Raw genomic sequence first — 13167 nt, 5'->3', positions numbered from 1 at the left:
GAAAGCACGCAGCGTCAGGAGCGGCGGACGGTCTTGTAAATTTCGAACCAGGCCACTCCGGCGGCCCCGGCGACGACGGCCAGCCCCCAGTCCCCTGGCGCCAGCGGCCCCAGGTCGAAGGCGCCGCGCAGTGAGGGCACGTTCAGCAGCACCACGAGGAACAGTGCCGCGCCGCCGACCACCCATTTCAGCGTCCGGTTCCGGCGCTCGCGGAAGGTCCGCCAGACCGGCAGCCGCCAGGACCGGTTCACCAGGATCAGTGACAGGTTGCCGATCACCAGGGTGGCGAAGGCCAGCGACCGGACGACGTCGTCCGCCTTGCCGTTGCCGATGCTCCAGAGGTAGACGCCGACGACGGCGGCCAGCACGGAGAGCCCCTGGCAGGCGGCGATGGCCAGCACCCGGCGGCCAAAGATGCCCTGACCCACCCGGCGCGGCGGCTGGTCCATGATCGCCGGATCGATTTCCTCGGCTTCGAAGACCACGGAGCAGGCCGGGTCGATGATGAGCTCCAGGAACGCGATCTGGACCGGCAGCAGCACCAGCGGCCACCCGCTGACGAAGACCGGCAGAAGGGACATGCCGACGATCGGGACGTGCACGGCGATGGTGTACGCCAGAGCCTTGCGCAGGTTGTCGAAGATGCCGCGGCCCTGCCGGATGCCGCCGGCAATCGAGCTGAAGTCGTCGTCGGTGATGACCAGGTCGGCGGATTCCCGGGCCACGTCGGTGCCGCGCGCGCCCATGGCGATGCCGATGTCCGCGGCGCGCAGCGCGGGGGCGTCGTTGACGCCGTCGCCGGTCATGCCGACCACGTCACCGTTGACCTTGAGGGCGCGGATGAGCCGGAGTTTCTGCTCCGGCACCATCCGGGCGAACACGCGGACGGTGCGGATCCGCCGGGCCAGTTCATCGTCCGTCATGGCCTCCAGCTGCGGACCGGTAATGACGCCGGCGCCGTGGTCCAGCCCGATCTCGCGGGCGATCGCCAGCGCGGTTCCGGGATAGTCCCCCGTGATCATGACGGTGCGGACCCCTGCCCGGGCGCATGCCGCGACGGAGTCTGCCGCGCCGGGCCGCAGTGGATCGTGCAGGCCGACCAGGCCGAGGTACTCGAACCCGAAGTCCGCCTGGCGGTCCGGCAGGCTCCCGTTCCGGTCGAAGGAGGCGCGCGCCACCGCGAGGACCCGCTGGCCGCCGGCCGTGGCCGTCTCCACGTCCGCCATCAGGACCGCGAGTCGGGCAGGGTCCAGGCGGCACAGCCGGGCGATCGCCTCCGGGGCGCCCTTGGCGGCCACCACGTAGTGGCTGCCGTCGGGCGCGCGCCACACGTGCGAGAGGGCGAGCAGGCCTTCGGAGAGCGGGTATTCGCGGACCAGTTCCCAGTCGGCGTGCAGGTGTCCGGTCTCGCCGAGGTACTTCCCGCCCACCGCTTTGAAGGCCTTGTCCATCGGGTCGAAGGGGTCCACCGGGGAGGCCAGCACGCCATACTCGGCGATCGTGTGGAAAGCCTCCGGCAGCGGCCCTTCGTCGATGGTGTGGCTCTGGGTCCCCACCACCAGCTGGCGGACGGTCATGCTGTTCAGGGTCAGGGTGCCGGTCTTGTCCACGCAGATGACGGTCGCCGAGCCAAGGGCTTCGATCACCGGCGCGCGCCGGGTCAGCACGTGCTTTTGCGACATCCGCCAGGCCCCGAGGGCAAGGAACACGGTCAACACCACCGGGAACTCTTCGGGGAGCATCGCCATCGCGGTGGCGATCCCGGCCAGCAGGCCCTGCAGCCAGTTGCCGCGGGTCAGCCCGTACACCACCACCACGACGGCGGCGGCCGCCAGGCCGAAGGCGGCCAGGTACCGGACCAGCCGGTCGATTTCCCGTTGCAGCGGGGTGGGTTCCTGTTCGATGGACCGCAGGGCCGAGCCGATCCGGCCCAGCTCCGTACCGGCCCCGGTTTGCTTGACCAGCGCCAGGCCGTGGCCCTTGACCACCAGGGTGCCGGAGAAGATCCAGGGCGTCGCGTCCCCGCCGGGCCGTCCCATGGCTTCGGACGCGGTACCGGCCGGGCCCGGCGCCTTGCGCACCGGCACGGATTCGCCCGTCAGCGCGGATTCGTCGGCCGAAAAGTTGCGGGCCTCCAGCAGGACCGCGTCCGCCGGCACCCGGTCCCCCTCGGCCAGCACGGCGAGGTCCCCGCGCACCACCTCGCGGCCGGGGATGCGTAGCTGGTCCCCGTCGCGGATCACGAGCGCGCGCGGGGAGGACAGATCCCGGAGGGCTGCGAGGGCGTTCTCGGTCTTTCGCTCCTGGTAGATGGAAATACCGATCACCACGACGACGAAGGACATCAGCAGCACGCCGTCCAGCAGTTCAGCCAGCAGGAAGTTCACGGTCCCGGCGACCAGCAGCAGGAGCAGCATGGGCTGGCGGATCACGGCCCAGCTCTGCTGCAGGATGTTCCGCGGCTTCGCCGTCGGCAGTTCGTTCGGACCGTCGGCCGCCAGCCGCCGGGCCGCCTCCGCCGAGGCGAGCCCCTCCGCGACGGCGGCGGCCGGTCCGGGTTTCATCAGAGCCAGGCGGTCCGGCGCAGCGGGGGTTCGGAGCCGCCGGCGCGCTGCACCAGGACCTGGTTCACCCCGGTGGTTCCGGCCTCGAATCCCAACGCACTGGCGGCCATGTAGAGCCGCCACACCCGGGCCCGGCCCGGGCTGCTGGCCCGCACGGCCTCGTCCCAGTGGCGTTCCAGGTTTTGCACCCAGGCCCGCAGGGTCAGTGCGTAGTGCGGGCGCAGCGCCTCGACGTCGAGCACCTCCAGGCCGCCGCCCTCCAGCGCGCCGATCATCTCGGCCAGGCTGAGCATCTCCCCGTCCGGGAAGACGTAGCGCGGAATGAACGAATCGGGATCCGGGTTGGTGGGGCCGGCGTTCCAGGAAATGGCGTGGTTCAGCAGCCGGCCGCCGGGGCGCAGCAGCGCGTGCAGCCGGGAGACGTAGTGGCCGAGCTGTTCGCGGCCCACATGCTCGGACATGCCGATGGAGCTGATCGCATCGAAGGGACCGTCGTCCACGTCGCGGTAGTCCTGGATCCGGATCTCGACCCGGTCCGTCAGCCCCGCGTCCGCCACCCGCTTCCGGGCCAGTTCCGCCTGCTCGGCGGACAGGGTGACGCCCACGACGTCGGCCCCGTAGCGTTCGGCGGCGTGGATGGCGAAGCTGCCCCAGCCGCAGCCGACGTCCAGCACCCGCATCCCGGGCCGGAGGCCGAGCTTGCGGCAGACCAGGTCGAGTTTGGCTTCCTGCGCCGCGTCCAGGCCCGTCTCCGGGGTTTCCCAGACAGCGCAGGAGTAGACCAGGGACGGGCCGAGCACGAGGGCGTAGAAGGTGTTCCCGACGTCGTAGTGGTGCGAGATGGCGGCGGCGTCGCGCTTCCTTGAATGCCGCCGGCCCTTGCGCGCCACCTGGGCCTCCTCCGGGGGCGGGGCGGGGTTCGGCCCGAGCGCGCCGAGCCGCACCGCGGCCGCGGCCAGGGTCCCCAGTTCCCGGACCGTGGGCCGCCGGAACGGCCCGGGCTCGGCGAACTTTCCCGCCGAGCTGAGCGCGCCGAAGCTGGCAAAAATGTCACCGGGCGCCTCAATCTCGCCGGCGACGTAGGCCCGGCTCAGGCCCAGCTGGCCGGGCGAGAAGAGTATCCGCCGCAGCGCCCGGCGCGAGTGGAAGACCAGCAGCGGGGCGCCCTCCGGTCCGGCTTCCGAGCCGTCCCAGGCGCGCAGCCGCAGCGGGATGTCCTTGGTACCGAGCACGATGGCCAGCGCCCCGGCCAGCCGCGACGCGGCTCCAGCAGTGGTCGACATGGTTCTTTCCTCTCAGCCGGTGGCTTGCCCCAGCCCCAATCTATTGGCCGCCGGCGCGGCGGAACAGGGGCCGGACGTCCCGGAAGCGCACTCTTCGGGGACGTCCGGCGGGCCGCTCTGGTGATCCCCGCGGCCGCTGATTAGGGTGGCTGACATGTCTGAGGCATTTTCCGCTGAGCTTCCGTTGGCCATCGACGTCGACGGCACTGAGGTTTCCGGGGTGTACGCGCGGCCCGCGAGCCCCGCCGCGACCCTTGTCGTGGCCCACGGCGCCGGCGCCGGGATGGAGCACCCGTTCCTGCGCGGTTTCACCGCCGCCCTGAACGACGCCGGCGTCGCCACCCTGCGGTTCAACTTCCCGTACCGCGAGGCGGGCCGGAAGTTCCCGGACCGGCCCCCGGCGGCCATCGCGGCGTGGCGGGCCGCGATGGAGGCGGCCGCGGCCCGCTCGGAGGGCGAACCGCTGTGGGCCGCCGGGAAGTCCTTCGGCGGCCGGATGGCGTCCATGGCGGTCGCGGAGGGCATGCCGGCGGCGGGCCTGGTGTATCTCGGTTATCCGCTGCATCCGCCGGGCAAGCCGGAGAAGCTGCGCGACGAGCATCTCTACGGACTTACCGTGCCGATGCTCTTCCTCCAGGGCACCAGGGATACCTTCGCCACCCGCGGGCTGCTGGAGTCCGTGGTGGCGCGCATCGGCCCGGCCGCGACGCTGCAGTGGCGCGAGGGCGGCGACCATTCCTTTGCCGTGGCCGGGACGAAGCGGACACCGGAAGAAACCGGGGCCAGCCTCGCGGCGGCCGTGGCGGAGTTCATCGGGCTGCACAGCCAGGACCGGGCGGCGGACGGCGGCCGCTCGGAGGGCGCCCGGCCGAAGGATCCCCGGTGACGGGGCCGCGCACCGGCTCGGCGGCAGCACTCACGGACGACGACGTCCCGGCCTGGTGGCACCAGCTGGGGCTGCCGGGACTGGTCGACATCCACACGCATTTCCTCCCCGAGCGGATGTTGCGGCGGGTCTGGGCACATTTCGATGCGGCCGGACCGCTGGTGGGCAGGCCCTGGCCGATTACCTACCGTACGGACCAGGAGAGCAGGCTGGCCCGGCTCAGGCAGCTGGGGGTCCGCCGCTTCACCGCGCTCACCTACGCGCACAAGCCCGGGATGGCGGCCGACCTGACCGATTTCGCCCTGGACCTCGCCGCGGCCGAGCCGGACTGCGTCCCCAGCGCCACGTTCTATCCGGAGGAGGGCGTGCTGGGGCAGGTCGAGTCGGCCCTCAACCGGGGCGCGCGGGTCTTCAAGATCCACGCCCAGGTGGGCGGGTTCGACTTGCGCGAGCCGGTCCTGGACCCGGTGTGGGGCCTCCTTGCCGACGCGGCCGTTCCCGTGGTGGTGCACGTGGGCAGCGGCCCGGTACCGAGGGCCGGGTTCACCGGCCCGGACAAGCTTGAGGGTGTGCTGCGCCGGTATCCGGAGCTCACCGCCGTCGTCGCGCATCTGGGCACGCCGGAGTACGGCGAGTTCCTGGGCCTTGCCGAAAGGTACCCCCGGGTCCATCTGGACACCACCATGGCGTTCACCGACTTCTTCGAAGACGTCGCCCCGTTCCCCGCCGGGTTGTTGCCCAGGCTGGTGGAGTTTGCGGACCGGATTGTGCTCGGCAGCGACTTCCCCAATATCCCGTACCCCTACGCGCACCAGCTCGAGGCGCTCGAACGGCTCCGCGACAAGGAGCCGCGGCTCGACGACGACTGGCTGCGCACGGTCTGCTGGTCCAACGGCGAACGGCTGGTGGGAAGCTAAGCTAGCCGCTCCCATCGCGGGCGGTTGTTCCCATAACGGCGCCCAGGCTGAAAGATGGTGCCCATGAGCAAACCATACGAAGCATCCCGCCCCGTTGAATCCGACAACCCCGAAGCAGTAGTAACAGCGGTCCGCGAGGCCACCAGCGAACTCCGCGACGAGCTTCAGCGCAACGGGATCGAGGTCAGCTTCCAGGACCTGGCCCTGCTGGGCCATTCGGAATCCTGGGACGGCGAAGGCCAGCGCTGGGTCCACGTTGCCTGGGAGGGCGCGGAGGCCGGGTAGCACCTGCCCCGTGGGTGGCGCCGCCCCGCCGCGCGGCCGTCACATCCGGCTTTTGACCCTGGCCGTCGCCGGCGCCGTCCACGGATCCTCCGGCCAGGGATGCTTCGGGTAGCGGCCGCGCATCTCCGCCCGGACCTGCGCGTAGGGGCCCGACCAGAAGGATGCCAGGTCGTCGGTCACGGCGAGCGGCCGCCGGGCCGGGGAGAGCAGGTGGAACAGCACCGGAACCCGGCCTGCCACCAGCCGCGGCGTCTGGTCCCAGCCGAAGCACTCCTGCAGCTTGACCGCGACCACCGGCCGGCCGTCGTCGTCCCCCACCTCGGGGTAATCGATCCGTACCCGGGAGCCGCTGGGCACCTCCAGCGTCTCCGGAACCAGCTCCCCCAGCCGGGCCGCGTCCGGCCAGGGCAGCAGCCGCCGCAGCGGTTCGGCCAGGTTGATGCCGCTGGTCGGGGCACCGGCAGCCAAGGCCTCGAGTTCCGGCGCGAGCCACTCGTCCAGGCGGCCCAGCAGGGCGGCCTCGGACACCTCCGGCCACGGCGCACCCAGTTCCCGGTGCAGCAGGGCCAGCCGCCGGCGCAGGGCGTCCGCCGCCGTGGACCAGCCAATCGTCGCCAGCCCGGATTGCGCCAGGGCGCGGGCCACCGCGGCGCGGCCCTCCGCCGGGGCCGGCCGCACCGGCGTCGAGGAGAGCACAATCGCACCGAGGCGGCGTTCCCGGCGCGCGGTGACCCGGCCCTGGCCGAAGGCAGCCTCCACCGTGTCACTGAGCAGCTGCCGCGCGGCGGTCTCCGCGGCCTCCGCCGCCAGCGGCGCGGCTGACCGGATGACGGCACCGGTGCCGGCCGCGTCCCGCCCTTCGGCCCGCGATACCTCCGCAACGGCGAGCCACTCGTGGCCGGCCAGGCGGCTGCCGGCCGGGAGCCCGGCCCGGGTGCCGGAGGACAGCAGATACCGTTCCCCCGGCCCCGGGACCCGGCGCGCCACCCGGTCCGGGAAGGCGAGGGCGACGACGAAGCCGGTGCCTTCCGCCCCGGCTGCGCGTCCCCCCGGCGCTGCGGGTCCCGCCGGCGCTGCGGGTCCCGCCGGCGCTGCGGGCGGGGACGCTTCGCTGCCGGTCCGGGCCTGGCGCGCGATCGCCTCCATCCGCCGGACGTCGTCGGCCCAGCGCCGGGACCCGGGATCAGTGCCGGACCGCAGGGCCTTCAGGAGCCCGGGCAGATCGGCGCCGGGGACCCGCTGTCCGCCGGCGACGACGGCGACGGCCTCCGCCGCGGCGCGGTGCCCGACGGCGGCCGCGCCGTCCAGCAGGGCGCGGGCCAGCCGCGGATCCGCCGGGATCCGGGCCAGCGTCTTGCCCAGGTCCGTCGCGAGGCCGCCGGGGCCCACCGCGCCGAGTTCCCGCAGGACTTCGACGGCCTCGTCCATCGCCGCCCGGGGCGGGGCGTCCGGCAGGGCCAGCCCGCGGCCGCCCGGTGAGCCCCAGCAGGCCAGCACCAGGGCCGCGCCCGTCAGGTCGGCGACGGCGATCTCCGGAGTTTGATGGGCCGGGGCGGCTCCGTAGCTTTGCTGGTCATAGCAGCGGACCACCCGTCCGGGGCCCAGGCGGGCGGCACGTCCGGCGCGCTGTTCCGCGGAGGCCCGGGAGCAGGACACAGTCACCAGGCCCGTCATGCCGCGCCCCGCGTCCCGCCGCGGCTCACGGGCGAGGCCGGAATCGATCACCAGGCGGACCCCCGGCACCGTCAGGGAGGACTCGGCGAGCGCAGTGGAAACGATGATCCGTGCGCGTTCGCCCGGACGGCGGCCGGACACCGCCCGGTCCTGCACGGCGGGGGTGACCTGGCCGTGCAGCTCCAGCACCTCAGCCCCCGTCCGGCCGCGCAACCGGGCCGCAACCTCCGAGACTTCCCGGGCACCCGGCAGGAAGACCAGGGCGTCGATGTCCTCCCCGGCGGCGAGCGCTGCGGCGTGGGCTTCCGCTGCTGTGTCCGCGACGTGGCCAAGGAAGGCCCGAGTCACGCCCCGCTCGTCCAGGCGGGGTCCCGCCGCCGGTGCCCATTGAACCGCCAGCGGATACAGCGCCGACGGGCAGCCGACGACGGGAGCCGCGCCGCCGCCGCCGTCCGGGGCCCGCCCCGGCGTCTCCCCCGGCGGGGTGTCCGCGAGCAGGGCGGCAAACCGGGGCGCGTCCAGGGTGGCCGACATGGCGACCAGGGTCAGGTCGCCGCGGAGTTGGCGGACCTCGGCGAGCATGCCGAGCAGCAGGTCGGTCTCCAGGCCCCGTTCGTGGACTTCATCGAGCACCACCGCGCCGGTGCCCTCCAGCCCGGGATCGGCCAGCAGGCGGCGCAGCAGGATGCCGGGCGTCACGAATTCGACCCAGGTGCCCGGCCCGGCTTGGCGGTCGCCGCGGACGGTGTAGCCGACGCGTCCGCCCAGCGGGCTGCCGTCCAGGGCGGCGAGCCGCCGGGCCGCGGACCGTGCGGCGACGCGGCGCGGCTGGGTGACCACAATGCGCGGGGTCCGGCCGGCGGCGCCCTGCAGGGCCAGATTGGCCAGCAGCGGCGGCACCAGCGTGGTCTTGCCCGTGCCCGGCGGCGCCTCGACTACCGCGGCACCGGCCGGGCCCTCCGCGCGGAGCGCCGCCGCGAGCTGGTCCAGCGATCCTGCGAAGACCAGGCCGGCGCCAAGGGCGGCGAGATCGAACGGCCGGGATTCCGGGCTCTGCGCGGTCGGCGAAAAAGTCACGCCTCCATTGTCCCCCGCCGCTCCCGCCGGCGGTCCCGCCCGCCCCCGCCATTGCTTCGTCGGGCCCGCTGCGTCGCGGAGGTGGTGGAAACTACGGAAGACTGGGACTACCCAATCGCAAAGGTGGAATCCCCCTTGATCAATCTGCAGCAGGACGCCGAAGGCTTCATCCGGATGAACCGTCACTTCCCCGCCAGCACACCCGTCACCATCACCTTCGCCGACGGTTCCACCGAGGAAGTCACCGGCCGGCAGCTGAACGCCGCCTACGACGACGCGCTCGCCGAGTACCGGGCGCAGAACCACCTGGACGCCAAGGGGTTTTCCCGGGCCCCCAGGAAGCGGGTCGACCCGGGCAACAAGATCGAATTCGTGCGTGTCCACCCCGGCATGGCCGGCTAACAGCGCCGGGGAGGGAGGCCCTGCCGGTACCTGTACCAGCAGGGTCTCCCCCGCCGCCGCAACAGGCACTTGAATAGAACCATGAGCCCGCGCCCCGCCGCCGGAGCACTCCCATCCGGGCCTGTGACGAACGCTGGACCAGAAAAAGTGTCCCGCTGCGGAACAATCCACCCCGGCAGGGTGTTGGCTCATACTGTGGCCCGGGCGGCATGCCGTCCGGCCACCGCGCCATCGTGGGCCGACAGGTTCCGAGGCGCCCCCCAAGCCCCTGGACCCGATCCTCTCCCCCGCGATCGCGACTTTCGTACCGACTCTTACTGGAGAAGAATGCTTACCGTAAACGCTTACGCTGCCCCGTCCGCCACCGAGGACCTTGTCCCCACCACCATCGAGCGCCGCGACGTTGGCCCGCACGACGTCCTGATCGAGATCAAGTTCGCCGGGATCTGCCACTCGGACATCCACACGGTCCGCGGCGACTGGGGACCGCAGTCCTACCCGCTCGCTCCCGGCCACGAGATCGCCGGCATCGTTACCGAGGTCGGCTCGGCCGTCACCAAGCACGCCGTCGGTGACCGCGTCGGCGTCGGCTGCATGGTGAACTCCTGCGGCGAGTGCCCCAATTGCCAGGCCGGCGAGGAACAGTACTGCCTCAAGGGCAACACCGGCACCTACGGCGCCGTGGACCGCGACGGCACCATCACCCAGGGCGGCTACTCCACCCACGTCGTCGTCACCGAAGACTTCGTGGTGCGTATCCCCGAGGGCATCGAGCTCGACGTCGCCGCACCCCTGCTCTGCGCCGGCATCACCACCTACTCGCCGCTGCGCCACTGGAACGCCGGCCCCGGCAAGAAGGTCGCCGTCGTCGGACTCGGCGGACTGGGCCACATGGCCGTCAAGATCGCCCACGCCATGGGCGCCGAGGTCACGGTCCTCTCCCAGTCGCTCAAGAAGCAGGAAGACGGCCTGCGCCTCGGCGCGGACCACTACTTCGCCACGAGCGACGAGAACACCTTCACCGAACTCGCGGGCACGTTCGACCTGATCATCAACACCGTCAGCGCCTCGATCGACATCAGCTCCTACCTGCAGCTGCTGCGCCTCGACGGCACCATGGTCAACGTCGGCGCCCCGGCCGAGCCGCTGCCGGTCAACGCGTTCGCCCTGATCGGCGGCCGGCGCTCCTTCGCCGGCTCGATGATCGGCGGCATCCGCCAGACCCAGGAAATGCTGGACTTCTGCGCCGAACACCACCTCGGTGCCGAAATCGAGGTCATCCCGGCCGAGAAGATCAATGAGGCGTACGAGCGCGTGCTGGCCTCCGACGTCCGCTACCGGTTCGTGATCGACACCGCGACCCTGGTCTAGCCTCCGCAGCCGCCGTTCCGCGCGGCGGTTCCGGACGGACGACGCGCAAACGGTCCGGCGCTACGGGAATCCTGTAGCGCCGGGCCGTTTCCGTATCCCGGGACCGAAACAGCCGCGGAAACTTTGCTCCCGGCACGGCCCGACGGCGGCGGGGCGCGCCCGCCGGCTTCGTCACCGCCGTCGCCGGCCGGTCATGACATCCCCGGGAAAGACAGCGTTCATCTTCCGCTGGCCGTCCCGACGCCTGGATATCACCATCCGGAAACGCCGCCGCAACACAGCGGGTGCAAGCTGGAAGGGACGCCCGAAGGTGTCGTCGCTGCAAGAGAGAGCAGGGTTGCTATGAATCCCTTGATCATCCTGACCGCAGTCACCGGCCCCAGCGATGGCGGCCGTCCGGGCACCGCCATCCGGCCCATCCAGGCCGCCGACGTCCCCGAGCTCTCCGAGATGTACCGGGATTCCTACGCCGACAGCCTGCCGCAGCCTCCCGACCGCACCGCCGGCTGGATCGACACCCTGCTCGCCGGTGCCCGGGGCCGGCACGTTCCCGAAGCCTCCGCGGTCAAGGCGGCCCCCGACGGGCAGCTGGCAGCCGCCATCATCGTCACGGACCCGGCCCCGGGGATCGAAAGCGACTGGGACAGCGTGATCGCGGAACTGTTCACCCACCCCGACCACCGCCGGCAGGGGCTGGCCGAAGAACTGCTGGGCCACTGCCTGCACGTGCTGCACACCCTGGGCCGGAAACGGGTCGCCGTGATCGTGGACAGCGGAAACTCGGCCGCGCTGGCGCTCTACCTGTCGCGCGATTTCCGCCGGCTGTCCGACGACGACGAGGGCGACTAGGGGCGCCGGCGCTCCCTTCCCCGGCCGGCGCCGCCGGTGCTAGCTTGTCCGGATGGACGTCCTCGACTGGCTGCTCGACTCCGACCCCGCGATCCGCTGGCAGGTCCTGCGTGACCTCACGGACGCGCCGCCGGAGGAGCTGGCCGCCGAACGTGGCCGGGTCGCCGAGCAGGGCTGGGGCGCCCGACTGCTGGCACTGCAGGGCCGTGACGGGCAGTGGGACGGCGGCACCTACTTCCCGGCCCCGTTCGACGGCTCGGAGCCCGGCCAGCCCTGGACCGCGACCGCCTATACCCTGCTGCTGCTGCGCGAGTTCGGGCTTGACCCGCAGAGCGGTCCGGCACGCACCGCCGTCGAACGCGTCCGGAACAACAGCCGCTGGGAAGAGGGCGGCCAGCCGTTCTTCGAGGGCGAGGTGGAACCCTGCATCAACGGCATGGCCGTCGCGCTTGGGGCGTACTTCGGCGAGAACGTCGACGGCATCGTCGCGCGGCTGCTCGACGAACAGCTCGACGACGGCGGCTGGAACTGCGACGCAGACCGGGGCTCGACCCGGTCCTCCTTCGCCACCACCATCAACGTCCTGGAGGGGCTGCTGGAGTACGGGAAGGCGACAGGCGGCACTCCCGAGATAGCCGCGGCGCGGCAGCGCGGCGAGGAGTATCTGCTCGAACGCAGCCTCCTGCGCCGCAAGAGTACCGGGGACGTGGTCAACCCGGCCTGGCTCCAGTTCTCCTACCCGGTCCGCTGGCACTACGACGTGCTGCGCGGCCTGGAATATTTCCGGGCCGCCGGTGCCGCGCCGGACAGCCGGATCGGGGAAGCCCTGGCGCTGGTGGAGTCAAAGCGCCGGCCGGACGGCACCTGGCCGTTGGAGAACAGCCATCCGGGCCGGATCCACTTCCCGCTGGACGACGGGGACGGCCGTCCGAGCCGCTGGAACACAATGCGCGCGCTGCGCGTGCTGCAGTGGTCGGAACGCTCCTAGGAGTTTGTAACTTCGATGGAAATATGGCTACATTGACCTTGACGCAACGCATCAAAGCTTTTTGGGGGAAACATGAACAAGGCGCAACGACGCGCGCATATGGAGCCGCCGTGTCCGGCGTGCGGCTCACGGGTAGTGCCGACCTGGAAAGACGAGCGCTCCCTGGCGGCACGCCAGCCCGACTGGCAGGTCAGCGCGCGGCAGTGCAGCAGCCAGGCCTGCACCATGAACGACCCGGAGAACTGGTAGCACCGCCACGCAGCGGGCCGGGTGCCCGTGGAACGGAGTCCGCATGAGCGTCCGCAGCGCAGGCCTCCTGTTGTACCGGCGGGGAGCGCAGTCGCAGCCGGAATTCTGGATCGCCCACATGGGCGGTCCGTTCTGGGCCCGCAAGGACGCGGCCGCCTGGTCCATCCCGAAGGGCGAGTACACCGCGGACGAGGATGCCCTGGCGGCCGCGCGGCGCGAGTTTACCGAGGAAATGGGCACGGCGCCGCCCGACGCCGGCTACTTCCCGCTGGGCAGTTTCCGGCAAGCCTCCGGCAAGGTCGTCACAGTCTTCGCCGCCGAAGCCGATTTCCGGCCGGAACGGGTGGTGAGCAACACCTTTGAGCTGGAATGGCCGAAGGGCTCCGGCGTGGTCCGCAGCTACCCCGAGATTGACGACGCCGCCTGGTTCGAGGAGGCGGAGGCGCGGCGCAAACTGGTGCGCGGCCAACTCCCGGTCCTCGACGCCCTCCTGGCACACCTCCGGGACGCCGGCTGGGCAGCCCCATCACAAATGTGACACCTTCTTTTATTGCAATGTCACAAAGCGCCCGGTTAGTGTGACAGGAACTGTCAGATACTTACGGCCCTAGCCCGGAAGCGA

At 71.8% G+C, this 13167-nt stretch carries 12 protein-coding genes; 9 read left to right on the top strand and 3 right to left on the bottom strand.

Annotated features, from left to right (window positions below; genetic code table 11):
• Positions 1-14: 14 nt before the first annotated feature.
• Positions 15-2564 (bottom strand): cation-translocating P-type ATPase, encoded by a 2550-nt coding sequence (locus AC1MED_RS08600; protein WP_479786507.1) that lies wholly within the window; start codon positions 2562-2564, stop codon positions 15-17.
• Positions 2564-3847, bottom strand: coding sequence for a class I SAM-dependent methyltransferase (locus tag AC1MED_RS08595; protein WP_479786505.1), 1284 nt, complete (start codon positions 3845-3847; stop codon positions 2564-2566). The genes AC1MED_RS08600 and AC1MED_RS08595 overlap by 1 nt, the downstream gene beginning before the upstream one ends.
• A 154-nt stretch (positions 3848-4001) precedes the next feature.
• Between AC1MED_RS08595 and AC1MED_RS08590 the strand changes: the two genes are divergently transcribed.
• The 3 genes from AC1MED_RS08590 to AC1MED_RS08580 all read left to right on the top strand — a co-directional run bounded on the left by AC1MED_RS08590 (position 4002) and on the right by AC1MED_RS08580 (position 5935).
• Positions 4002-4733: an alpha/beta hydrolase family protein gene (locus AC1MED_RS08590; protein WP_479786502.1), complete on the top strand. Its 732-nt coding sequence runs from the start codon at positions 4002-4004 to the stop codon at positions 4731-4733.
• Positions 4730-5650 (top strand): amidohydrolase family protein, encoded by a 921-nt coding sequence (locus AC1MED_RS08585; protein ID WP_479786500.1) that lies wholly within the window; start codon positions 4730-4732, stop codon positions 5648-5650. Before AC1MED_RS08590 ends, AC1MED_RS08585 begins: the two co-directional genes overlap by 4 nt.
• 63 nt (positions 5651-5713) lie before the next feature.
• Positions 5714-5935 carry a hypothetical protein gene (locus AC1MED_RS08580; protein WP_346958212.1) on the top strand — a complete coding sequence of 74 codons (222 nt, stop codon included), beginning with the start codon at positions 5714-5716 and terminating at the stop codon, positions 5933-5935.
• 39 nt (positions 5936-5974) lie between these two features.
• Here the strand turns inward: AC1MED_RS08580 and hrpB are convergent, their stop codons facing one another.
• Positions 5975-8686, bottom strand: a complete 2712-nt coding sequence (gene hrpB / locus AC1MED_RS08575) for an ATP-dependent helicase HrpB (RefSeq protein WP_479786498.1) — start codon at positions 8684-8686, stop codon at positions 5975-5977.
• A gap of 135 nt (positions 8687-8821) precedes the next feature.
• Here hrpB and AC1MED_RS08570 point away from each other — a divergent pair, with 135 nt between their 5' ends.
• The 6 genes from AC1MED_RS08570 to AC1MED_RS08545 all read left to right on the top strand — a co-directional run bounded on the left by AC1MED_RS08570 (position 8822) and on the right by AC1MED_RS08545 (position 13083).
• A complete protein-coding gene (locus tag AC1MED_RS08570; RefSeq protein WP_346958214.1) occupies positions 8822-9088 on the top strand; it encodes a hypothetical protein in 267 nt (88 codons plus the stop codon).
• A 327-nt stretch (positions 9089-9415) separates the two neighbouring features.
• The gene (locus AC1MED_RS08565) at positions 9416-10459 is read left to right on the top strand and encodes an NAD(P)-dependent alcohol dehydrogenase (RefSeq protein WP_479786496.1); all 1044 of its coding nucleotides are present in this window, start codon (positions 9416-9418) and stop codon (positions 10457-10459) included.
• Between the two features lie 342 nt (positions 10460-10801).
• Complete coding sequence (locus AC1MED_RS08560; RefSeq protein ID WP_479786494.1) at positions 10802-11308, top strand: N-acetyltransferase family protein; 507 nt, start codon at positions 10802-10804, stop codon at positions 11306-11308.
• 52 nt (positions 11309-11360) lie between these two features.
• On the top strand, positions 11361-12296 hold the full coding sequence (locus AC1MED_RS08555) for a prenyltransferase/squalene oxidase repeat-containing protein (protein WP_479786492.1): 936 nt from the start codon (positions 11361-11363) through the stop codon (positions 12294-12296).
• Between the two features lie 135 nt (positions 12297-12431).
• A complete protein-coding gene (locus AC1MED_RS08550) occupies positions 12432-12545 on the top strand; it encodes a hypothetical protein (RefSeq protein ID WP_479786490.1) in 114 nt (37 codons plus the stop codon).
• A gap of 43 nt (positions 12546-12588) precedes the next feature.
• Positions 12589-13083 (top strand): NUDIX hydrolase, encoded by a 495-nt coding sequence (locus AC1MED_RS08545; RefSeq protein WP_479786488.1) that lies wholly within the window; start codon positions 12589-12591, stop codon positions 13081-13083.
• Positions 13084-13167 lie beyond the last annotated feature (84 nt).

The organism is Arthrobacter sp. BI5 (genome assembly GCF_056680065.1).
Note: the sequence above shows the minus strand (reverse complement) of the source record. Positions and strands in the feature narration are given on the sequence as shown.

Excerpts from the sequence above, each read along its gene's own strand:
- AC1MED_RS08600 (WP_479786507.1), bottom strand. The coding sequence starts at position 2,564 with ATGAAACCCGGACCGGCCGCCGCCGTCGCGGAGGGGCTCGCCTCGGCG.
- AC1MED_RS08595 (WP_479786505.1), bottom strand. The coding sequence starts at position 3,847 with ATGTCGACCACTGCTGGAGCCGCGTCGCGGCTGGCCGGGGCGCTGGCC.
- AC1MED_RS08590 (WP_479786502.1), top strand. The coding sequence starts at position 4,002 with ATGTCTGAGGCATTTTCCGCTGAGCTTCCGTTGGCCATCGACGTCGAC.
- AC1MED_RS08580 (WP_346958212.1), top strand. The coding sequence starts at position 5,714 with ATGAGCAAACCATACGAAGCATCCCGCCCCGTTGAATCCGACAACCCC.
- AC1MED_RS08565 (WP_479786496.1), top strand. The coding sequence starts at position 9,416 with ATGCTTACCGTAAACGCTTACGCTGCCCCGTCCGCCACCGAGGACCTT.
- AC1MED_RS08560 (WP_479786494.1), top strand. The coding sequence starts at position 10,802 with ATGAATCCCTTGATCATCCTGACCGCAGTCACCGGCCCCAGCGATGGC.
- AC1MED_RS08555 (WP_479786492.1), top strand. The coding sequence starts at position 11,361 with ATGGACGTCCTCGACTGGCTGCTCGACTCCGACCCCGCGATCCGCTGG.
- AC1MED_RS08545 (WP_479786488.1), top strand. The coding sequence starts at position 12,589 with ATGAGCGTCCGCAGCGCAGGCCTCCTGTTGTACCGGCGGGGAGCGCAG.